The sequence below is a fragment of the Agrobacterium sp. V1 genome, assembly GCF_030518355.1.
Taxonomy (GTDB): Bacteria; Pseudomonadota; Alphaproteobacteria; order Rhizobiales; family Rhizobiaceae; genus Agrobacterium; species Agrobacterium cucumeris.
The window spans coordinates 1140078-1160736 of record NZ_JAULSF010000001.1; the positions used below are offsets into that span (position 1 = coordinate 1140078).

The window sequence follows — 20659 nt, forward strand, 5'->3', positions numbered from 1 at the left end:
GTGTTTGTTACGGTCTATGGTGAGGTTTCTGCTCGTTTCCGACATTCATGACAACCTTGCAGCCGTCCAGAAAATGCGGTCGCAGGAAGCAAACGGGTTTGATGCCCTCATCATCGCCGGTGACATCGGCTCCAATAGGACCCGGGAGATTTTCGATGTCTTCGCCACGTTCGGATGCCCGGTGTTGTATGTGTATGGGAATTGGGACTACAAACTCGATTACTTTGCTTCGTTTGGTAGTGGTTGTCATCACTTGCACCTGGCACCTTTCAAGGTAGGGCAAATTACATTCGCTGGTTTTAGCGGATGCCCGACACACTGGGGACGGAACCCAGAGTGGCAATTGCTGCAGAAAGATGTAGACGACGCCCATTGCACCATTATCAAAGAGATGAATGCTGCGCGGGCAACGGAAGAACAGGTAAAATCCGATATCGAATTGACGTATGCTGTTTCAAAGCAAGAGCTGATTGCAACTTCACGGCGGAAGCCCTCTCAGAGAAAGCTTGATGCTTTAGATGCCGAGCGTCGCAGAAACCTCGGAGCACTTTCGAGTGCAGTCGCTGAAATAGAAAGCTCCGAGGCATATCACTTGTATCGCCATGATCAATCAATGGTGTTCGACGAGTCCCTCCGCCGGAATCGTCAAGCCCTCAGCGATGCCATTAGAAACCTGAACACATCCAAAAGTCGGATAGTTGTTGTTACTCATGAACGACTTTCCAAAACGAATGTCGATTTTGAAGGTCTACCGATTTTCTTATTTGGTCATCGACACGGCTTCACTGAAACCAAGTTCAAAGGGACGCAGTACGTCAATGTTTCTGTACTCGATAGGCGAAGGCTAATTCGGCCCAAAACGTTTTTGCCAGGCGATCATTTCAAACAGTTTCGAAATCTAAACGTTGGCAATTATGCCATTATGCAATGGTCCGAGGGTACTGGTTTTTCCGTAAAAAGTCTCGATCTGGAACTAGACCATAATTGGCAAGAAAACTGGGAACTTGAGACGGGTTTTCATATGCCGGGCGCTCCCTTCCTATTCTAAACTAAACTTCTCGCTTGAATTGGCCTTGGTCAGACTGGACGGAAATCATCCAGGATCAATACAATGCGTCATCTCTAAAGCGTTTGAACAACGTTGCGCCGACGGGAAAACAAGCTCAAAATTCTTCTAAATGGGGAGAATTAAATGCAAATTGAATTTCCGAGCGAGTTTAAAAGACTTGAAGATTTAATCCGCGAGAGACGCGCTTCAGTGAAAGCAACAGGTAGGTGGTCAGCGCCATTTGCAATACATATGCTACTTGTATCTATTGAAAAGCGTGATCTGTGGTCGCTCGAATATTGGCAGGAGAGGATTAGGCAAAAAACGGCCTATAATAGAGACATTGACCCCCGTCTTTTTGATTGGGTTTACGTTGAGGCCGCTAAGTTAGGAATTTGGATGAGGGAAAATGAAACATCAAGGGCCGCTTGAAACCTTCACAACTCTATGGGTGTAATCCCAAATATCCTCAGGCTCTTCCACTTCGGAGTCACGTGTTACAGTTATTGAGAATTCTCCACCTGAAGTCTGAAGCAACATAGCCGCTTTGTGCTCAGCTTCTTCTTCAAGCCTTTGCAAACCCTCTTCGATTGCAGCCCGTATTTCATCTTCTAGTGTGGCAAATTCCAGAACACTCAAGGCCTTCGCCCGGCCAACCGAACCTAGTCCACATTTCGTTGGGCTGAAGCCGTTAATTGCCACCGAATACTCGGCCACACCCGATTCGTTTTTAAGGAATTCAATCGTTATCGACACGTGATTTCTCCGATTTTGCGGCAACCTCGGCTATGTCGATGAACTTCGGGTTAATTTCATCGGAATTGGCTGGCTTACTTCAGCAGGCAGCGTCAACGTCTTTCGATGGAGTCGCCTCATACCCCTGAGCAAACAAGGTCCCGTCGCCACATACGTTTGAGCAGCCAATTCCGATGGGAAAAGAGTACAGCCTGAACCTGCGCCGTCAAAGCATTGTGGGTTGGTTTTTTCGTGTCGTTTGCAGCATCCCCTGCTGCCAATCCTAAATCATATACGCGAAAGACCACAGCTCATATTTTCGCGAATGCAACAGGTCGGTTGATGTAGGTGGCTTCAAGCTCTTCTTCAGCAATAACGACATCAAAGTTGAGGCGTGGAATGCCGTAATAACGGTATAGAGCGTTCTACTGGAGTTAGAGATTGGAATGCCATCGATCCTGACGAGGAACTTGCCGTAAGAATAGGGTACTTCTAGGATACGGTACGGATTGTTGAAGCTGGCCTACGAGAAGCTGGTGTCATAAGATGGGTCTGGCCGAAAAGGGGATTGGCACGGCACCATTTATGACAAAATACTCATCGAGCAGTTTGGTTTTGCTGAAGATGCCGAAAGAGGTGTCCTGACACTCATGCTATAGAGCGACATAGGGTAAGAAACAGAGCGACATAGGGTAAGAAACGGGCGGAGAATGAAGAGAACCGATCATGAGAAAGCGGCGTAATCTCAGCAAATGTTAGCATCTTTTGTCGGTGGAGCGGTCATTGCCTCGAATTGAACCGGTCGAACACATCCTCAATCACCTCCTCGGACTGAAATCGCGGCCCAAGGCCTTCGAAATGCAGTAAGGTGATTTCCTGATCGTAACGATCTGACCGAAAGCACATCTCTGTTGCGGGCTCATTGAACCAGACACCTACAGGATGCTTAACGCCAATGCTGAGACCAAAATCCTGCCGGACGGTGGCAGACAGTTGCGGCAACTCGAACATGTCATTCTTGGTGCGAATGTAGCGGCCTGATTTTAATGCTGGCTCGCTTGATTTTGCCCAGAGGGCGAAACCCTCATTGGATAGGATGAGCATTGAGCGCGATTCCGTGTATTCCAACCATCGCAGTATCGCAGCAGTCAACGACACGCCGTATCGCTTGGCCACCTCCCCCAGCCGTTCAAGGCTCGGTTGTTCTTTCGATGAAATTTGTCTTCTGAAATCGTGAAACGGCATCAATAGTGCAGCAGCGAACTGATCTGCTTCCTTTTCGATGCCTTCCCCAGCACGACGATCAACACTGTTCTCGTCACAATAAATCCCTCCATCGAAGCGCTCATCTTGTTCGACGAGTCCCCGGTGAAGGACGTAGTGCCCGAACTCATGCGCGATGGTAAAAGCCCGGCGGGTTTCTGGCTGACCGTTGTCATAAAGAATACCCCACTGCCGGGGAGAGGTATCGCTGTATACCAACGCACCTACACAGCCAGGCAAATCTCGTCCTACAACTTGATGGATCGGTGAATGCGGTGCGATCTGCCTTGAGTATTCAACAGACAGATTCTCGACATCGACCGGATGGCGGTCAAATCTGTCGTCACCAAAGACCATATCGAGCATCTTTGTGATGCGGTTCGCCTCGACCAACGGCTTCGGAGAAATGGGAATGCTCATTTCTTGGTCATCTTCGCCAAGGAGTCAGCCATATCGCGGAGGTGCTTTCTGGTCTCGTCGGGCAAACCACTGTACTGGCGGAAAAATGCAACATCCTCGGCCTCTTTGCGGGTCGTATCATCGCTTCCAATCAGATAGTCCGCTGTGACTCCGAGCGCCTTTGCGATTTCTGACAATTTCTCTGCTGATGGCCTGGGCGGAGCTTTGTTTTCCAATTCCCAGACGTAGCTCTTTGATGTGCCGGACAACTCGCCGAGTTGGTCCAACGTCAGCTTCTTTTCTGTACGCAGCGCTTTGATCCGCGCTCCAAAAGTATTCTGTACCATCCGATTCTCTCTTTTTTTAGTTTTTCCACACGTTCGGAGTAGACGTACTTTATGGCCCTTGACTTCGGAAATCAAGAGTCATACATCTAGTTCGGAGTAGCGAACTTTTTAATTAAGTTTTAGCGAACTCGCACATCATGCAAGGGGAGCACACGATGACAAACAAAGACGCGCATCACACAAAACAACTGGAGAAGACAATTGAACCAATATATCACGACTATCGACGGAATTGATCCTTTTTCAAACCGCGTTGACGCAATCCTCGCGGAGATCGCATTTAGCGTGCAGCTGCCACCATCGCTTCACGATAAGGCTGTCGGCCGTTACGACGCTGTACGAAAATACCTTGAATCTACCAGCTCATCTTTCTGCGGTCAGGTAGAGCATTTCTATCCCCAGGGTTCGATGGCGATTGATGCCACTATTTCAAACCGTGGTACCGATGACGAATACGATCTCGATATCGTTGCTCAGTTAGGCGACGAATTCCATTCGAAGTCGCCGAATTACATTCTCACCGAACTTGAGAAAGCTCTGATCGGGTATCGAGGGCTAACCGTCGTCCGCCAAACGCGCTGCGTTACAATCTACTACGCCGACAACATGCATCTGGACATCACGCCTTCGCTCCGTGATTGGGGGACGACTGAGCGCCAGAGCGTCATCATGCATGCCCGTGGCCCGAATGTGTCCGACGAAGACTTCGAGGTGCCGATGAACGCCTATGGCTTTGTCGAATGGTACAAGAAGAAGACGCCTATCGAACGGCGGGTCGTTGCAGCTTTCTCCAGGAAGTGGGCGGCTCAGAATCGCGCAAGAGCCGACGCTGATGTTGACCCCGTACCTGTTCAAACGCAATTCGTCGTAAAGAACACTGCGACCTTGGCCCTTCAATTGCTGAAGCGGTATCGCAACATCCGGTATGCCGACCGTTCGGGCAGGATGCCGCCCAGTGTCTTGCTGTCATATTACTGCGCTATGTCAGCATCGTCGGGAAGTTCGTTGACCGAAATGCTACTTCGCGTGTCCCGCAACATTGTTAGGGATATCGCGAACGCCTCGCTTTATGGCCGTCTGGTTCATTTTGCAAATCCGGTTTATGCCGATGACGTGTTCACGGATAGATGGCCCGAAAACGTTGACCAGCAAAACCGCTTCGCCAATGATCTTAAGGAATTGATCAGAGGCCTAGAAGCCGCCCTATCTGGCGACATGTTGGCGAACAAGCTTCAGGATTGGCTACGCGATATGTTTGGTGACCGTGTTGTGACCAAGGCGGTTGATATGATGGCCCGGGACGCACAGGCGGCAGCAGCGGTTGGCACTCAGGGCTATACCAAGCGTGGCGGAATTCTCGTTCCTGCGGCAGCAGGTGTACCTCTCACGACGGCGTACACCTCTCCTGTTCGAGCATCTCCACACACTTACTTCGGGGACGGAACGGTATGAGCGGCCGTCGCAAAACACTCGCGCAACAGATCGATGCAATGGCTTCTGCCTGGCCGATGTTTCGCCTCAGCAAGCGTGATCGCGTCAACCATTGTGTTATCTGGTCCGGTATTTTGAAACCGCAATTCACTACGTATCGAGTCGAGGTCCGATACGTAGTGGGAACTTACCCACAGGTCCGGGTTCTGTCGCCGGAGCTTGAGCGTTTGCCTGGAAATGAGGAAGGCTCTCTTCCTCATGTGTATGGCCCCTCCAGCGACCCGACGCTTTGCCTGTTCGATCCTAAAGCCGATGAATGGAATTCCACGATGCTGATCGCTGAAAAGATCATCCCGTGGACAATTGAGTGGCTTACCTTTTACGAATTCTGGCTAATGACAGGTGTCTGGTCTGGCGGGGGCCGCCATCCGACCCCACTGTCTGAGGAAACCTCGACATGAACTATATTGCACCACCTCGATCTGACGGCACCAATCACCGTGGACGTCAAAAACAATCGTGGCCCAAGGATCGGTTATTTCGGATTCTCTCTGTCGATGGTGGTGGCATAAGGGGCATTTTCCCGGCCGCCTACCTGGCGGAAATCGAAAATCGCTTCCTGAACGGGAAAGCCATCACATCATACTTCGATATGATCGCAGGAACCTCGACCGGAGGCATCGTTGCACTGGGTCTCGCACATGGTATGACAGCCAAGCAGGTACTCGAAATCTACACCGAGCGCGGTGACACAATCTTTCCGGCACCAAAGGGGCTTGGAGGCCTGATGAAATCAATACGGTTTCTCACCAAGCCGAAGCACGACCAGCGCATACTGAAGAATGAACTGCTAAGGATTTTCGGCGGCAAAGTCCTGAACGACGCTTCAACGAGGCTGGTCATTCCAACCTTCGAGGCGGTGCACGGCGAGCCCTACATCTATAAAACGCCTCATCATCCGGACTATCAGTTAGATCGCCACAAGACGTTTGTTGACGCCGCCTTGCATACGACGGCGGCACCGGCCTATTTTGCAGCAGTCGATAACAACGGGCACATCATGATTGATGGTGGTGTTTGGGCCAACAATCCGGTCATGAACGCGCTGATCGACGTCATCGCATGCTACGATGTGCCCCTTGAAAATATCCGAATACTCTCTTTGGGCACCGGCGAAGAGGCCTTGAACCTAAAGCAAGCGCAGTTGACAGGCGGGATAAACGGCTGGGGTATATCTGTAGGTGTTCCTCCCCTTTACAAGATGGCTTCTCGTGGCCAGTCGAAGAATGCTATCGGCCAGGCGGGTCTCCTCATCCAAAGGCGTAACATTATCCGCATCGACGTTGACGAAAGAGATCGGCAGATCGCCTTGGATGATGTCGCCCAGTCAAAAAAGGAACTTCCTCGCTTGGCACGGAACTCGGCAGAAAGTACCGGCCAATTGATCGATGTGATGTTTCTTCAGGATGAGGCAGACCTTTTCATTCCAAGCCCAATGAAATCGACAGTTTCACAGCGAGGTGCATGATTTATTCATTGTAAACGTTGGCTTTTCAATGAGCCCACCATCATCGGCGCTGCGAGATTACCATCAGCATCGGGTGGCGCTACCGAATCGACCTCTTCACAGGTATCATCCGTGCCATGAAAACGCAGGCCGAAGGATCATTAAATCGAACCAGGCGTGGGCCGAGGTACATTCGTCCCGAATACATCCGCACGGCAACTCTTCAGTCAGTGCTGCATCAGTTTGGGCGATCTGCGAACGACCTTGGCCAAGCCGACCTCCTACGTGAATACGGAGAACGGGATACGTTCGTATACTATGCCGGGAACCTGAATCTGCTTGCTCGGCCAACCGTCTCAATTGTAGGAACAAGACAAATCAGCGCCGAGGGCACCAGACGTGCTAAGAAGTTGGCTACCCAACTAGGTGAGGCCGGGGCCCTGGTCATGAGTGGGTTGGCGAAGGGCGTTGACACAGTAGCGCATACAAGCGCGATTGCTGCAGGAGGGTCAACAGCCGCAGTGATCGGGACGCCGCTGGATAAAGCGTATCCGGCCGAGAACGCAGAACTGCAGGTCGACATCTATAGCCACCATCTTCTGATTTCTCCCTTCAATGTGGGCGAACAGGTTTACAAGTCGAATTTTCCCGCCCGTAACAAAGTGATGGCCGTACTCAGCGACGCGACTGTGATCGTCGAAGCCTCGGACACTTCCGGCACACTGCACCAGGCGGTCGAATGCCAACGAAACAACCGTTGGCTCTTTATTATGAAATCAGTCGTGGATGATCCAACACTCACATGGCCTGCGAAATTCCTGAAACACCCCAAAACTAGGGTGCTGACGGATACTAATGAAATCCTTGAGGCAATAGCCAGATGACCCAGATTTTCGTGACCTGCTTCATACCTTATAGTGCCGAAAAACGGCCAGACAGAAATCAGGTTGAGTGGGACGCGATCCACATGAAGAAGGTGGTGAAAGGCGAAGACCTCAATGGCCGCTTCATGTTTCCGATCAATGGCGTACCCAGCAAGATTGACGCCGCGAATGTTGTCTATTTTCGCCGCGAAATTGACCGCCTTTTTGGAGCCCGCATTACTGCTGACCACCCCTACCCCGTCACAGTGGTTCCAGTGCCGAACGGAAATGGCGTCATCGGGCAGAATAACGTTTTCCGTACTTTTCAAATTGCAAGTTCGGTAGCAGCAAGAGGCTTCCTCGGCTCGGAGGCAAAAGACATGCTGCGTTGGCACGAGGAGATGGGAAAAGCTCATCTAAATCAGCGAGCGCGTATGATCGACAATCATGTTGACGCGCTACGGGTGACATGTGGATGCGATAAGCCAATTGTTCTGTTTGACGATTTTGTAACGACCGGGTCTCAATTGGCAGCCTCGAAGATCAAGCTCACCGAAGCGGGATACAACGTTGTCGGCGTTTACTCGATCTTTGATGTGGTTGAAAATGGCGTTCGACCGGATGCTCCAGGGTGGCGGGTCGTTGAGCGGAACCCACAGAGGATCGCTGATCTTTTTTCGCATATACCACCAATTATACCGCCGGGGGCTATTGTCGTATAATTCGGAGACTATTGAAGCCTACTTTCCAATCATTCCGAGAACACATTCCAGCTGGATTTTGGTAGTTTATGGCAACGTCTTCCATACCCATCGTTTCTATCCTTTACTCGATGTCATAATCACACGACCGACAACGCGGCAAAGACAAGTAAAGATGGCGGTCATAAAGGTTCTTGGATTTAGTGTCGGGTTTGGTCTCACGACGGCAACATTCCAGGCGCGATTTTATTCCCAAGTAAGCCGTTTCTTGAGATAATTCAGCTTTGTCGGGTGAGGGAAAAGCCCAACGTGCTGCAATCGACCTAATACGATGCCTGGCGCGATCTTGTGGTCATTTGCGAGCTTTATCATTCTAGCTTCAGTAAAAGGCCTCACCGCAATAAACGCTTCCCAGGCATTTCTCGGGATCAAAAAGTCCTGTGCGAACTCATCCGCCTCATTCTCTTTATCGTCTTTGAAATTAGCTTTACCCTCATCTAGGAAAACCGCCTTTTTTCCATGGAGAAGTACATGGCCAGCTTCATGAAAGAACGTGAACCAAAGATGATCATCACTTTTGTGGCGTAGACTCAACTGAATGATCGGATTGTCACCAACCCACCTAGTTGCACCGCTCAGACATGTCCCTTTCAATTCCGGCGTGAAAACTAAACGAACGCCAGCCTCTGCGCATAACGCTGTCATTCGGTCAGCAAAGTCCGGCGACTCATCAACAGTCAGCGCTCGAATTTCTTTTAGAAGCGATTTGAACTGTGATGCGCTGTAATCTTTCACTTCAATTGTGCGAGCTATAGCTTCGCCCCATTGTAACCAAGTCATCACGGCATGGGGGTGGCTTTCTAGTGATTTGGATCGCCTAAATGCAAGCGTCTCGGTCTGCTTGGCAAACACGTTCTGGAGAGCGCTAGGTGAGGCAACTTTAAAAAAGGCCAGCACCGCCTGCGCCACCTCTGAGAGAGGTAAACCCTTCTCAATGACACCAAACTTCTGCATATCTTTTACAGGAAATTCAGCTAGCCACTTCTTATTTGCCGCGAGGTCTTCCGCATCCCTCTTTTGAGCAAGTTTAAGCCGGTAACTACTCTCAAGCTCAACCCACATAATTGGATTAGTGTTCAATACGCGACCAAACTGAATCGCCGTTTCCTCGGTGAGCGTAGCCTTACCTGCGATTATCTCACTGATAAATTTGGCAGAGCGGTCACAGCGGGTCGCAAATTCTTGTTTCGAGATTTCACGAGAATCTAGGTAGTCCTCCAGCACGTCGCCAGGAGAAACTATGTAGTCGGTTTCGGTATGTCCGTAACTCATTTGTGATAATCCCCTATGTATACAATTTCGACAGATACAACTTTGGTCAAATCGATGCTTCCATCGTCATTCAACGGAAGTGGCACTTGGTTGGGTACTACGCAGATACATATACCGTTGCGAGCAGCTATCGACCATTGACCATTCCGCTTACCAATAAGCAAATGACGCCTCTCTGGTGGCTCGGACGGTACGTCAATCAGCGACGGAACCGCCAACAACACCGCAATCCTCATTTGAATGGCCTTTGCTACATTGGCACCAAAAGCTTTCACCAGTTCCTTCTCGGTTGTAGCCAGCTTCTGTATCTTGCTGGTGCTGTATGCAAGCTGCAATGCTTTTTCCTTAACCTATTACGTAAAGAAAATCAAACGACATCAAGGCCGAGATTCGATTATAAAATAATCTCCCATAATCCTCTGCCACTCAAGGTCGCTTTTGGAAGAGCGGTAAACACATCGCTTTGTCCTCAGTTGACAATATACAAGCGAGCAGTTCCCGCGTCTCATGGCCGATCTCGGGATCACTTGCTCGATCAGCCGATCTGGTAATGTCTGAGACAGTGCCGCGATGGAAAGCTTTTCCTCATCACTCAAAACTTAAAGAACAGCTCGCAAGGTTTGCAGGACCAAGGGACGATGCAAAGGCGGACGTGTTCGATTACATTGAGCGATTACACAATCCGATGCGTCGCCATTCGACACTGTGCCATCTCAGCCCCATGGATTTTGCAAATATGGTGGGATTAGCCTATCCCTTTCAACAGAAATCGTGCTATTTCCCAACTAACCTTTGGCACGATTTACTTAAGATTTCGGATTCTATAATTGATTCACGCCCACACATAAGCACTACCACTGCGGAGCAAAATAACGTCTCACACCAGTACGTCAAACAAGGTTTTTTCCCTTCCATCGTACTGGCAAAGCCCGGACTTTCCAGCGAGATTAACCATAATTCCACACTCGCAATTTCTCCGCTAGACTCCCGGTACCACCTTTGACTATCTTCCGTCCCAGTTTCAAACACGGAGCCCCACGATGATACGCATCGTCATTCTAGGAAAGACCTTCCTCAGCTCCATCTGAAGTAAGGACACACGTCCTCACCTCCGGATGGGCTGCCACCCTTGTGCGCCCTAGGAGGTTTCCATGCGCCCATCCCAAACTGAATGCCATCATCTGTTGATGGGTTTCGCCATTTCGAACAAATTGCGTTCTGCTCACGGGGCGGCCGTCACTTCCCGCTTTCCTGTGTCATGTAACACAGGACCGGACACGGACGTAATCATCGGTGCGAGCGCGGCCCAATGGTAAGCACCGCCCTCACTTCCGTTCCCTCCCTCATGTCTGTCGCGAAGCGCGTTCGCGTCGTCATGGCCGTCTCTTACCTCTCAATATCTCGTTGCCTCCTACGTCGCTGCCCCTGATTTCCGGGCTGTATTTGTAAGTTTTAGCAAAGAGTTATCAGCGCTTTTGGAAGCGTTTAGAGAGGTAGTGTGCTATGCCAGCACAACGAGTAATCCGTTATCTCACGGAAGTTGAACACGCAATCGATAACTACGTCGATGACTTGCCGTACACAAATGACAACATCAAAGTCACGACCGAGTTCGTTCCCGCAGGCCAGATCGTCCTGGTATCGACGGTTGACGATGACGGTGTAATCGAGGAGGTCGAACTCTGGGCTCCACCTGGAAAGTCGACGGCCACAAGGCTGCCCCCTGCCCGCACCAAAGGGCACAGTCGTGGTTATCTCGTCGACACCAGAACGAACCGTGCTGTAAGTTTTGCCAGCACATACGAGATGACCTGCGCGCTGATGCTGCTTACGAACTCTTCAGTTGTCGATATCGAGGATCAACCTCCAGCCCTTCATTATATCGCAGCTGATGGGACCGAGCACAAACACACGTTCGATTATCGTGCGACCCTGCGTGATGGAGTGCGGATCGCATTCGCCGTTAAGCCAAGGGACCAGGTGAAGTCGTCCGGCATCGAAGATGTTATCTTGCGGATCAAACCCAACCTTCGTGGATTTGCTGATGCCGCAGTCCTGATTACGGATCGGACTCTCACGCGTGAGCGTGCATGGAACGCAAAGTGGACCCTGCGCGCATTGAAAATCCGGGATGAAGCTGACTGCGAAAAAATGCGCACCCTCGTTTCTGACATCAATGGAATTGTCAGTGCCTACGAGCTTGCCCGTAAATTCGAGCGGTTTGCTGACGGGCTGAATGCAATCTGGTGCCTCGTCTATGATGGTGTCCTGGAGTTGGCTGAGCCTGGTAAAAAGCTGGTAGACGCACCATGGGTGAAAAGCCGTCACGGCAGGAGCTGACACCATGAAACCTGCCGACACCTTGTCCTCAATGCTCATCGTTTCTGGATACTGGAAACCACCGCTATGGTGGTCGCCAACCATATGATGCTGGCCAATATCCAGTAATCACTGCTTCCCATTTTTTAAACAATTTTAATCCGCCACACGCGGAAACGGACCGCTGTGTCCGACAGGAATTCAACGATGAATATGATGCTCCGGCACCCTCATTTGCACGCCCCAGATGCTCATGAAACAAAGCTCTATGACTTCCATCGCGGTGATCGTATTGAATACAAACATTCCGTCTACAACTGGCTGAGCACCACGAATTCTGGGTACTGGTTTCAGCGCATTGATGACGATCTCCCACCCGAATTCTATACATTTGAAGAGGTCTCACGTGCTTTCCAGCAAAAGCGCGATCCCATGGGATATCTCCCTCACCGTCGTCGTCCCGAAAACGAGACAGTCTCTGGAGGAACGGAACTTCTCAGTAATCTCCTGCCTGATGAGCAGCAGGACGTCCTGTTCAAGCACGCCTGGTGTCTGCGTTTCCTGAAAACGGAAGACGATACAAAGGACCTTGAAATGGCCCTGCGAGTGACCCGTTCTGAGGCCAAACTCACGAAATACCTGAAAGACACTCAAGAGGCCCTGCAGAAAGCATCCGACGAAGCTCATAAAGCGGCCGGACGTACCCATCGCACGGCCCCAAAGCTTAATGCACCGCCCGCACCTCGTACTTTGCGCCGGTGGGTGGAGACTTTGGAAAAATCGAACTTCGACCCGGTAGCCCTCTGCAACGATAGTAGCGCAAAGCACCGCCGTGACCATTTCACTCCGGAGGAGCTGAAGTACATCAATGAATACGTGTGGATGTACGCGTCGCCAGATCGCCTCCCGATCAAAGAGTTGCACCAGTTGCTCACGCGTGCAATCGAGGCAGAAAATGCGAAACGTGAGCAGAAAAATGCGGAGATGGGAGCCCAGGTAATGGTAACATTGCGCGTGCCGAACATCGATACGTTCAGCGCACGCATCCATGAACTTCCCTCGTCGTATGTCGACCTGGGTCAGCACGGCGTAGACTACGCCACCGCAAAGTACCGTTCGATTATGTCAGGTATCGACGTGCTCAGGCCGCTCGAACAAATTCAGCTTGATGAATGCTGGATCGACCTTCAAACGCTTCTTATCCAGGCCGAAGAGTGGGAGAACCTCAGCCCAAAAGAAAAGAAACTCGTAGCCCGTGTCAGGCTTTACGTAACTGCGGCGAAGGACGTGGCTACGAAATCCATTGTTGGCATGCGCATTCACCATACATCGCCCAACACTGCCAGTGCAGTATCCACTCTGGAGATGGTAACGCGCGACAAAACTGAACTCGCGAAAAGCATTGGATGCGAAACTCCTTGGGATCAGCATGGGGTGTTCGGCGAAGTCTCTCTGGACTCCGCGAGTTGGAACGCCAGTAACGAAGTCAGGATCGCTGTAAATGACTTGGGCGGCATCCTCTTTCAGCCGAAATCAGGTGATGCTGCTGCTCGTGGAACTCTGGAGCGTTTTTTCCGCACCATGAACCGTCAAGCCTTGCTCTTTTTCACGGGTCGCACCTGGGGCTCCCCTGCAGAAAAAGGAGATTATGACGCCGAGGGGGAAGCCAGTGTTGTATTCCACCAAGCCGCAGAACTTCTGATGCGCTTCGTTGTGGATGTCTTCCATAATACTCCGCATGCCGGATTGAATGGCGAAACGCCACGACAGGCGTGGGAGCGACTGAACAAATTCTACAAACCTGCGCCTCCTCTTTCTTCCCGTCTGCGCCGTAGCATTTTTGGGATCACGGTTCGCCGAAAAATCTCCCGTTCAGGTATTCGTGTTCTCGGGATTCAATATTCCTCCAGCAAGCTCCAGAAGCTGTTCCGTGAGGACGATCTGGAGGTCGAAGTACGCATTGATCGCTTCGACCTCGGTGCGATTTCAGTACGGCATCCGGAAGGCTGGCTTACCGTTCCGGCAGTCCATGACGATCTCATCGGAATGAGTATCTGGAAGTGGCTTGCCTTCAATGACCGGCTGCGTCTCACCAATCGCAAGAATGCCCAGGTCTCTCAGGCAATCGTGAGCAGAACAAAAGAGTGGCTCCACAATCAGGCGCAAATCGCAAGAGCCGAGGCTGAGCTTGGCAGTGCCATTCTGACAGAGCGTGACATCCTGCGTTTTGAGAAGAAGGTCGCCTATTCCATCGACATCGTTGAAGAAACGCGTGCCAACGAGAATACCATTGCTGAGGAGGCCGACATCTCCACTGTCCTCCGCGAGTGGGACATGTCCGGCATCAACCAAGACCCTAAAGCGGAACCGGCACCGGAACCTGCACCTTTGAGTCATTCGACTTCCTCCAGGCTGAACACCCTCAACCCCGATTTCAACCGCTGAGAACGATTTTCGCAAAACATCTTGTGAAGCGTGAAGTCCTGTCTCTTTGAAAGGAGAATTCCATGAATATTGCCCAAATCCCGAACGCCGAAATCGCTCGTATCCGCGCAATGATGCCGCCAGACATGCTCGCGAAGGCAGACCGTATCGCGAAGATCAATGGCCGATACATTGGACTTGCACGGGATGCGACGCTCAAGAAAGCGTTCGACGCCATGATCGCGAGCATTGCAGTTATCGGCATTTCCGACATGGCAAAGCCAGACAAGCGTCGTATTGTGGCGCTGTGTGGTGAATCCGGAGCAGGGAAAACGACTGCCCTTCTGACGCATACCGCTGAGTGTGCGATGATGCAGCCTTACGTGAACGAAGATGGCAATACGATCCGGCCTCTCCTTATGATGACCGCGCCCAGTCCATGCACTCCAAGGCTGCTGGCGTACGAAGGCCTTCATGCGATGGGTTACCCGGTTCGCCAAAGCCTCAAGGAAAACGAGATGTGGAAGCTGTTTCGTGATGTGTTGAAAGCGCATGGCGTCATGTGGCTTGTGATCGACGAAGCCCAACACGCGGTGGATGCATCTAATGCGGTCGAAATCACCAAAATTGGTAACGCTCTCAAAAACCTTGTGCAGATGCCGGACTGGCCAGTCCGTATTGTCCTGGCTGGTGTCGCACCGCTTGAAGAGTTTCTCTCAAGGAAACAGTTGGCAAATCGTTGCACGAAGATTCCGTTTGGTAAAATGAAGGGTTCTACCGGGGCATCGACGATGGCCGTTGTGACACGCCTGATCATCTTCGAGCATGCCGAGATGAAGACATCTCTGCATAAGGACGAGGAGTTCATTCAACGATTGATGCATGGCTGCGATAGGGATTTCGGCACAATCGTTCAAATGATCCGGGGTGCCGTTGAGCTTGCGATATACGCAGACGAAAAGGTGATCACTATCAAACATTTTGCAGACTGCTTCGAAACCAACACCGGTCGTGATGACGTCGAGAATGTGTTTGTGGCCAAGGATTGGGAGGACATCAAGCCTTACAACGCATCGGAAAATCAGGTCACCGCGCGGTATAATCAGCAGCGCGGGTCGCGGAGGAGAGCGCGGTGAATACGATGGCCAAACTCTCTTTGACACTGCCTATTCAGCCCAGTGAGACGCTGCCAAGCTACTGCTCGCGCATTGCTGCTGTGAACGGTATCGGGTCTGCATCGGAATTCTCCTCGCATTTCGGCTTTAGCTTCGACCGCCTTGCGAAAGGTTGGCACGCAGATATGGAAGTCTTCGCAGACCTTGTCGGTAAACGGCCTGATCAATTGCATTTGAGTCAGCTCGCACAATTCAGAAAGACCGTCGAAACTTATGGCGGAGTATTCACACGTGAGTTTATCGACACCGACCGGTGTCGCATCTGCCCGGCGTGCGTCCTCAATGACATTGGCCCGAAATACGCATTTCATCGGGCCTACGGTCGGGCCGAGTGGATGCTGAAGTTTGTCCACACCTGCCCTGATCATGGAATTCCTTTGATCAGGCTCGCCAGTGACCGGAGGATTGCATCCGACTTCGCGACACAATTGCGTGCGATAATTCGTACCATTGAGTTTCATGCGAATGAACCCCTGTCGAACTCACCCACTGGTCTCCAGAACTACGTCATCAACCGTGTCCGTGGAGGTAAGCTGCAAGGTATCTGGTTGGACGGTTTCGCCATCCAGGCAGCGGCACATTTTACCGAACTTCTTGGAGCGGTGATCCGGGACGGTTCCGAGCCTGATCTGGAGAGTTATAATTCCGATGACTGGATGGAAGTCGCGGATATTGGGTTTGGAATTGTGGAAAAGGGGTCACGTACAGTAAAAGCTGTCCTCCGCAAATTTATCGCCCCAAAACCTATAAGTCATCGAATTCGAGCTTCTATGTTCTTCGGCCGATTGTCGTGGGAACTTCTCGACCGCTTTGACCAGCCAGGATATCTGGATTTGACAAAATTCCTGGAAAGCGTTGTATGTGAACGATATCCAAAACTTGTGTCCGACTTGCCTGCCTGAGATTTGACGTTGCGCTTTGAGGAAAACCGGGTTTCGACCCGGTTTTTTTGTGCCTGGATTTTAGTGAAAATTAGGCCACGCTACGTTCCGTTTTGGGCCGCGAACCTTCCGTTTTCCTTGGAAATCAAGCCTTTTTAAGAGAAGTTTGGGCCATACGTGGTTCCGTTTTTACATCCGGACCAGAAAACGCCTTCGCGACAACGTCACGGACGTTGGCAGGTCAGGATAAAGCGTCGATAAACGAAGGTGCGCAGCCGGTTGCGCAGGTCGGCTTTTTTACGCTGCGCTTTGGCGATTGGGTCGTGGGAATGAAGTTTTATCTCCGCGAAGCCAGCGCCGGTCAGCAACGGCATCAACATGTAAGGCCGCAGCCCTCCACCGAATGGAAGTCCCTTCATGATGGCGGCGTGGCGGCTGCCCAGAGCGCCGTCATAATGCCTGTCTTCGCCCACGACACGATCGATGAGCGCAATAAGCAGTCTAGCAATGCGTCCGGTCGGTTTCGGCGTCGCCCAATCGCCGTCGAAAAACAGAAGCCGGCCGCCCGGACGGAGAAGCCTGAACCATTCGTGGAACGTCTGTTCGGGTTGCGTCAAAGTCCAGACCAGATGCCGGCAGATGATCGCGTCATAGGATGCGTCGGGCTCCATGGTGTTTTCGGCATCCGCCATGATGAACCGCAACCTCGGTTTACCGGCATGTTTGGCGCGTGCCACAGCCAGCATCGCCTCTGAAAAATCGAGCGCCGTAACATCGTGGCCGAGATCATGGATCAGCCGCGTCACCTCGCCGGTGCCGCAGGCCAGTTCAAGGACCCGTTTCGGTTCCGCGCCGATCAGCTCGCGGATCGGTTTCTGCCATGCCTCGGCTTCCGGACCGGCTGAGATTTTATGTCCAAAGGCGAGATCGAAGGTCTCAGATCTTTTGGACCAATAGTCGCGGATTTCCTCCTTGAGATCGAAATTGCCGCCATCCATCGTGTCGTCCTTTGTGTGTTGCACTGTGAGATCCGGCGAAATGATCAGTCGGATGTGTCGAATACGGTATTGAGCGTCGCAACCGTGATGGCGATTGCGACGCCGGGCCAGATCATCAGGCTTGGATGATCGAAGATGAAAACGCGATACTCGAACAACATCGAGCCCCAGTCCGGTTTGGAAGGGTCCGCGCCAAGCCCGATAAAGGCCAGCGAGGCATAGGCGGTGACGGCAAAACCCGCCTGATTTCCGGTATGGGTTATCATCAGCGGCAGGATATTCGGCAGAAGATGGCGCAGGACCATCCGCAAGGGCGGAACGCCCAAAGCCTGTGCCGCGTGGACAAAGGGTTGCCCAAGCACGCGCCGGCTGAGGGAATGGGCAAGCAGAGCCGTCGGGCCAATGCCGGCAAGACCAAGCGCCAGCCCGGCCGTCATCGGTGTAAGCCCAAAAATAGCCGCCGCCGTCAGGGCGATGATGAGCGTCGGAACGGTGATGAAGAATTCGCAACAGCGCAGCACCACCCTCTCCTGCCAGCCGCCCAGCACCGCGGCGCCGGCGCCGAGCAAGGTGCCGCCGGTAAAGGCGATGGTGCCGACCGATAACAGCACAAGCGCGGTGCGCCATCCGCCCGCCATGAGGCGCGAAAGAAGATCACGGCCGAGATGATCGGTACCCAGCAGGTGCTGCGCCGTCATACCGGAATGGCGGGCCAGGATATCCACGGCGTCAGGATCATATGGCTGCCAGATGGCGCTCAGAAGCAGGAAAAGGGCCAGAACGGCAAGTGCGATATACCGGAGCATCAGGCGAGCCGCGGATCCAGAAGACGTTGAAACAGCTGCACGATCAGGTTCATGAAGAGCAGCCAAAGCGCGATGACCATCACATAGGCCTGCAGCACCATCTGGTCGCGCACCGCGATGCTTTGCACGAGAAACTGGCTGATGCCGGGAAGATTGAAGAGGATTTCCATGGTCGCCGTCGAACCGATCACCCACCCCGCCTCCGAGCGCACCGCCGAAAGCAGGGCATAAAACGCGCCACGGTGCGCGTGACGCCAGAGCGCCTGCCGGTGCGAAAGCCCCTTGGCGAGAGCGGTGCGAAAATACGGCTGTCGGGTGGTCTCGATCATGTCGCGGCGGTAGATGCGAGCAAAAACGGCGGCCGAATGGCAGGCGATCAGGATGACGGGCAGAACGATTGCCGTGATGTCGGTTCCGAACGGACGGATCCAGCGCAGCTGGACGCCGAGAACCCAGAGCAGGACAAGCCCCAGCCAGAAACCGGGAACAGCCTGCACAAAGACCGAAAATGCCCGGCTGGCACGATCGGCAATGCCGCCCGGCCGCGCCGCAGCGCTGAAACCGAGCGGTACGGCGACGGCAATGGCGAGGAAAAGGCCGGAAATACCGAGCATGAGCGAGAGAGGCAGACGCTCGATAAATTCCGCAAAGACGGATTCGCCGGTGCGGAAGGATCGCCCCCAGTCACCGGTCACGAAATCCGCGAGCCAGTGCAGATAACGCAGGATGAGCGGGCGATCGAGGCCCCACCCTTCCCGCAGCGCTGCAACGGTTTCACTCGTGGCCGTCAGGTTCCACACCCGAATGGCAATCTGCACCGGATCGGCGGGCATCCATGCGATGAGCGTGAAGGATGCGAATGAAAGCGCAACCATTCCCACCACGGAATATATGCCGAACCGGAGCAATTGCATCTGACCTTACCGCGCTTCGCCTATATCGCCGCGCAGGACATAATAGTCGGAACCCCACGGCTCGTAGTTCTGCAGCCGCTTCGAAAGGCCGACATACCAGACTGGCGAAACCAGGAAGGATGCGGGAACGTCGGTAAACAGCTTTGCCTGCGCATCAAGCGCGATCGTGGCGCGTTCGCCGGCCTCGCCAGCCGTCGCGAAACGATCGAGAATGGCATCGAATTCAGGTGAGGCGTATTTCGCATAATTGAGCGAGGCGCCGCTGCGCAGCATCGAATTGAGGAAAAAGGCCGGGTCTCCGTTCGGTGCGGTATGCTGCGCCCAGAGCGCTATGTCGAATTCACCGGCAGCAGCCACGTCCTGGATATTTTCAACGACCTTCGTGTCGAGTTCGATGCCTATTCTGGCAAGCTGCGCCTTCACCACCGGCAGCATGGTGACGAGGTCCGGACGCTGCGGATAGGTAATGGCGAGAAGGCGCAGCGGCGTGCCGTCCTTTTCACGCTTCCCTGCCCCGTTCTTCGTCCAGCCGGCTTCGTCGAGAAGCGCTTCGGCCTTCGCGAGATCGGTCTGTCGCTGCTCTTTCCCGGCAAAGGGGAAATAGGCGGCATAAGCGCCGGTCGCGGGTTCACCACCATTGATGGCGGCGGCCAGTTCCCTGCGATCGAAGCCGAGATCGAGCGCCTGGCGTACTTTAATATCGGCGGTAACCGGCCTCGTTGTGTTCAGGAAAGCGAGATATTGATAACCGACAGGGAAAGACTTGATTGTCAGATCCGGATTGGTTTTCAGACGGCTTACGACTTCCGAAGGCAATCCGAAAGCAAGGTCCAGTTCACCCGCCTCCAGCGCCAGTGTCATGCTCTGCGCATCGCCGAACCTGCGGAAATCAACCGGGGAACGGGCATCCGCATTGGCAAAATGGGTGTTCGGCGTAAGCGTCAGTGATGTATCCGCCTTGAAATCCGCAATCTGATACGGCCCGGTGAACAGCGCCTTCCCGTCGGTTGCAGGCTTGTAGGCGATTAGCGGCCATTCGGCGAAAAGCGCCTGAAGAAAAGCCACCGGCTTTTCCGTGGTGATCATCAGCGTCAGGTCGTCGGCAGCCTTGAAATCCAGCTTTCCACCCGTTGCCAGCGCCGCCTTGTTAGTCGCAAATGTGTGGTCGAAACCGGCGGCAAGCGCAGCCGCCGTCACAGGGGAACCATCGGAAAAGGCGCGGCCCGGTTTCAGCGTCACTTTCCAGCTGAGATCGCCGGTGCGTTCCGCTTTTTCGGCGAGACCGGGCACAAGCCGCCCTTCCCGATCGACGGTGAAGAGGTTTTCACCCACGCCATGGCTGACAAGCGCCCAGCCGTTCGATCCCTTTGCCGGGTCGAGACCGCTCGTGATGTAGGTGGCGCCAACGCGCAATGGCTCGGTGGCGAGAGCGCTGGCGCCCACACCCGTGATCAAGGCCGCAAGTCCGGCCGCGGCCAGACGTGAAAAGCTCTTTGCCGACATTCTATTTCCTCTC

20 protein-coding genes and 1 pseudogene are annotated in these 20659 nt (G+C 52.9%); 12 read left to right on the plus strand and 9 right to left on the minus strand.

Features of this window, described 5'->3' with window-relative positions:
• The first annotated feature begins 16 nt into the window (after nt 1-16).
• Both QSV77_RS05580 and QSV77_RS05585 read left to right on the plus strand, forming a co-directional pair.
• Nucleotides 17-1048, plus strand: coding sequence for a metallophosphoesterase family protein (locus tag QSV77_RS05580; protein WP_302732783.1), 1032 nt, complete (start codon nt 17-19; stop codon nt 1046-1048).
• Between the two features lie 144 nt (nt 1049-1192).
• Nucleotides 1193-1480 carry a hypothetical protein gene (locus tag QSV77_RS05585; RefSeq protein WP_302732784.1) on the plus strand — a complete coding sequence of 96 codons (288 nt, stop codon included), beginning with the start codon at nt 1193-1195 and terminating at the stop codon, nt 1478-1480.
• Here QSV77_RS05585 and QSV77_RS05590 read toward each other — a convergent pair.
• The 3 genes from QSV77_RS05590 to QSV77_RS05600 all read right to left on the minus strand — a co-directional run bounded on the left by QSV77_RS05590 (nt 1466) and on the right by QSV77_RS05600 (nt 3792).
• Nucleotides 1466-1804, minus strand: a complete 339-nt coding sequence (locus tag QSV77_RS05590; protein ID WP_302732785.1) for a hypothetical protein — start codon at nt 1802-1804, stop codon at nt 1466-1468. The two genes, QSV77_RS05585 and QSV77_RS05590, sit on opposite strands and share 15 nt — an antisense overlap.
• A 759-nt stretch (nt 1805-2563) precedes the next feature.
• The gene (locus QSV77_RS05595; RefSeq protein ID WP_302732786.1) at nt 2564-3466 is read right to left on the minus strand and encodes an ImmA/IrrE family metallo-endopeptidase; all 903 of its coding nucleotides are present in this window, start codon (nt 3464-3466) and stop codon (nt 2564-2566) included.
• Nucleotides 3463-3792 (minus strand): helix-turn-helix domain-containing protein, encoded by a 330-nt coding sequence (locus tag QSV77_RS05600; RefSeq protein WP_302732787.1) that lies wholly within the window; start codon nt 3790-3792, stop codon nt 3463-3465. The genes QSV77_RS05595 and QSV77_RS05600 overlap by 4 nt, the downstream gene beginning before the upstream one ends.
• Before the next feature lie 201 nt (nt 3793-3993).
• On the opposite strand from QSV77_RS05600, the gene QSV77_RS05605 reads away from it, so the two are divergent.
• The 5 genes from QSV77_RS05605 (at nt 3994) to QSV77_RS05625 (ending at nt 8315) form a co-directional block, all read left to right on the plus strand.
• On the plus strand, nt 3994-5244 hold the full coding sequence (locus QSV77_RS05605) for a nucleotidyltransferase (RefSeq protein WP_302732788.1): 1251 nt from the start codon (nt 3994-3996) through the stop codon (nt 5242-5244).
• Nucleotides 5241-5684 carry a hypothetical protein gene (locus QSV77_RS05610; RefSeq protein WP_302732789.1) on the plus strand — a complete coding sequence of 148 codons (444 nt, stop codon included), beginning with the start codon at nt 5241-5243 and terminating at the stop codon, nt 5682-5684. The genes QSV77_RS05605 and QSV77_RS05610 overlap by 4 nt, the downstream gene beginning before the upstream one ends.
• A complete protein-coding gene (locus tag QSV77_RS05615; protein ID WP_302732790.1) occupies nt 5681-6751 on the plus strand; it encodes a CBASS cGAMP-activated phospholipase in 1071 nt (356 codons plus the stop codon). The genes QSV77_RS05610 and QSV77_RS05615 overlap by 4 nt, the downstream gene beginning before the upstream one ends.
• Before the next feature lie 116 nt (nt 6752-6867).
• A complete protein-coding gene (locus QSV77_RS05620) occupies nt 6868-7614 on the plus strand; it encodes a DNA-processing protein DprA (RefSeq protein WP_302732791.1) in 747 nt (248 codons plus the stop codon).
• Nucleotides 7611-8315, plus strand: a complete 705-nt coding sequence (locus tag QSV77_RS05625; RefSeq protein ID WP_302732792.1) for a hypothetical protein — start codon at nt 7611-7613, stop codon at nt 8313-8315. Before QSV77_RS05620 ends, QSV77_RS05625 begins: the two co-directional genes overlap by 4 nt.
• A gap of 225 nt (nt 8316-8540) precedes the next feature.
• Here QSV77_RS05625 and QSV77_RS05630 read toward each other — a convergent pair whose 3' ends face one another.
• Both QSV77_RS05630 and QSV77_RS05635 read right to left on the minus strand, forming a co-directional pair.
• Nucleotides 8541-9626, minus strand: coding sequence for an ImmA/IrrE family metallo-endopeptidase (locus QSV77_RS05630; RefSeq protein WP_302732793.1), 1086 nt, complete (start codon nt 9624-9626; stop codon nt 8541-8543).
• The gene (locus QSV77_RS05635; protein WP_302732794.1) at nt 9623-9961 is read right to left on the minus strand and encodes a hypothetical protein; all 339 of its coding nucleotides are present in this window, start codon (nt 9959-9961) and stop codon (nt 9623-9625) included. Before QSV77_RS05635 ends, QSV77_RS05630 begins: the two co-directional genes overlap by 4 nt.
• Nucleotides 9962-10103: 142 nt before the next feature.
• On the opposite strand from QSV77_RS05635, the pseudogene QSV77_RS05640 reads away from it, so the two are divergent.
• From QSV77_RS05640 to QSV77_RS05660, 5 genes and pseudogenes are all read left to right on the plus strand, one after another.
• Nucleotides 10104-10356 (plus strand): annotated as a pseudogene (locus QSV77_RS05640) (IS3 family transposase); the annotation flags it as partial.
• A gap of 773 nt (nt 10357-11129) precedes the next feature.
• Complete coding sequence (locus tag QSV77_RS05645; RefSeq protein WP_302732795.1) at nt 11130-11966, plus strand: TnsA endonuclease N-terminal domain-containing protein; 837 nt, start codon at nt 11130-11132, stop codon at nt 11964-11966.
• A gap of 186 nt (nt 11967-12152) precedes the next feature.
• Complete coding sequence (locus tag QSV77_RS05650; protein ID WP_302732796.1) at nt 12153-14390, plus strand: Mu transposase C-terminal domain-containing protein; 2238 nt, start codon at nt 12153-12155, stop codon at nt 14388-14390.
• A gap of 62 nt (nt 14391-14452) precedes the next feature.
• The gene (locus QSV77_RS05655) at nt 14453-15505 is read left to right on the plus strand and encodes an ATP-binding protein (protein WP_302732797.1); all 1053 of its coding nucleotides are present in this window, start codon (nt 14453-14455) and stop codon (nt 15503-15505) included.
• Between the two features lie 5 nt (nt 15506-15510).
• Nucleotides 15511-16446 (plus strand): TniQ family protein, encoded by a 936-nt coding sequence (locus tag QSV77_RS05660; protein WP_302733891.1) that lies wholly within the window; start codon nt 15511-15513, stop codon nt 16444-16446.
• A gap of 203 nt (nt 16447-16649) precedes the next feature.
• Here the strand turns inward: QSV77_RS05660 and QSV77_RS05665 are convergent, their stop codons facing one another.
• Genes QSV77_RS05665 through QSV77_RS05680 form a run of 4 tightly spaced genes read right to left on the minus strand, consistent with a single transcriptional unit; the run spans nt 16650 to nt 20646 of the window.
• Nucleotides 16650-17423 (minus strand): class I SAM-dependent methyltransferase, encoded by a 774-nt coding sequence (locus QSV77_RS05665; protein ID WP_302733892.1) that lies wholly within the window; start codon nt 17421-17423, stop codon nt 16650-16652.
• Between the two features lie 44 nt (nt 17424-17467).
• Nucleotides 17468-18229 (minus strand): ABC transporter permease, encoded by a 762-nt coding sequence (locus QSV77_RS05670; RefSeq protein ID WP_302732798.1) that lies wholly within the window; start codon nt 18227-18229, stop codon nt 17468-17470.
• Nucleotides 18229-19143 (minus strand): ABC transporter permease, encoded by a 915-nt coding sequence (locus tag QSV77_RS05675; RefSeq protein WP_302732799.1) that lies wholly within the window; start codon nt 19141-19143, stop codon nt 18229-18231. Before QSV77_RS05675 ends, QSV77_RS05670 begins: the two co-directional genes overlap by 1 nt.
• A gap of 6 nt (nt 19144-19149) precedes the next feature.
• The gene (locus QSV77_RS05680; protein WP_302732800.1) at nt 19150-20646 is read right to left on the minus strand and encodes an ABC transporter substrate-binding protein; all 1497 of its coding nucleotides are present in this window, start codon (nt 20644-20646) and stop codon (nt 19150-19152) included.
• Between the last annotated feature and the right edge of the window lie 13 nt (nt 20647-20659).

Excerpts from the sequence above, each read along its gene's own strand:
- QSV77_RS05580 (WP_302732783.1), top strand. The coding sequence starts at position 17 with ATGGTGAGGTTTCTGCTCGTTTCCGACATTCATGACAACCTTGCAGCC.
- QSV77_RS05585 (WP_302732784.1), top strand. The coding sequence starts at position 1,193 with ATGCAAATTGAATTTCCGAGCGAGTTTAAAAGACTTGAAGATTTAATC.
- QSV77_RS05595 (WP_302732786.1), bottom strand. The coding sequence starts at position 3,466 with ATGAGCATTCCCATTTCTCCGAAGCCGTTGGTCGAGGCGAACCGCATC.
- QSV77_RS05600 (WP_302732787.1), bottom strand. The coding sequence starts at position 3,792 with ATGGTACAGAATACTTTTGGAGCGCGGATCAAAGCGCTGCGTACAGAA.
- QSV77_RS05610 (WP_302732789.1), top strand. The coding sequence starts at position 5,241 with ATGAGCGGCCGTCGCAAAACACTCGCGCAACAGATCGATGCAATGGCT.
- QSV77_RS05615 (WP_302732790.1), top strand. The coding sequence starts at position 5,681 with ATGAACTATATTGCACCACCTCGATCTGACGGCACCAATCACCGTGGA.
- QSV77_RS05620 (WP_302732791.1), top strand. The coding sequence starts at position 6,868 with ATGAAAACGCAGGCCGAAGGATCATTAAATCGAACCAGGCGTGGGCCG.
- QSV77_RS05625 (WP_302732792.1), top strand. The coding sequence starts at position 7,611 with ATGACCCAGATTTTCGTGACCTGCTTCATACCTTATAGTGCCGAAAAA.
- QSV77_RS05630 (WP_302732793.1), bottom strand. The coding sequence starts at position 9,626 with ATGAGTTACGGACATACCGAAACCGACTACATAGTTTCTCCTGGCGAC.
- QSV77_RS05645 (WP_302732795.1), top strand. The coding sequence starts at position 11,130 with ATGCCAGCACAACGAGTAATCCGTTATCTCACGGAAGTTGAACACGCA.
- QSV77_RS05650 (WP_302732796.1), top strand. The coding sequence starts at position 12,153 with ATGAATATGATGCTCCGGCACCCTCATTTGCACGCCCCAGATGCTCAT.
- QSV77_RS05655 (WP_302732797.1), top strand. The coding sequence starts at position 14,453 with ATGAATATTGCCCAAATCCCGAACGCCGAAATCGCTCGTATCCGCGCA.
- QSV77_RS05660 (WP_302733891.1), top strand. The coding sequence starts at position 15,511 with ATGGCCAAACTCTCTTTGACACTGCCTATTCAGCCCAGTGAGACGCTG.
- QSV77_RS05665 (WP_302733892.1), bottom strand. The coding sequence starts at position 17,423 with ATGGATGGCGGCAATTTCGATCTCAAGGAGGAAATCCGCGACTATTGG.
- QSV77_RS05670 (WP_302732798.1), bottom strand. The coding sequence starts at position 18,229 with ATGCTCCGGTATATCGCACTTGCCGTTCTGGCCCTTTTCCTGCTTCTG.
- QSV77_RS05675 (WP_302732799.1), bottom strand. The coding sequence starts at position 19,143 with ATGCAATTGCTCCGGTTCGGCATATATTCCGTGGTGGGAATGGTTGCG.
- QSV77_RS05680 (WP_302732800.1), bottom strand. The coding sequence starts at position 20,646 with ATGTCGGCAAAGAGCTTTTCACGTCTGGCCGCGGCCGGACTTGCGGCC.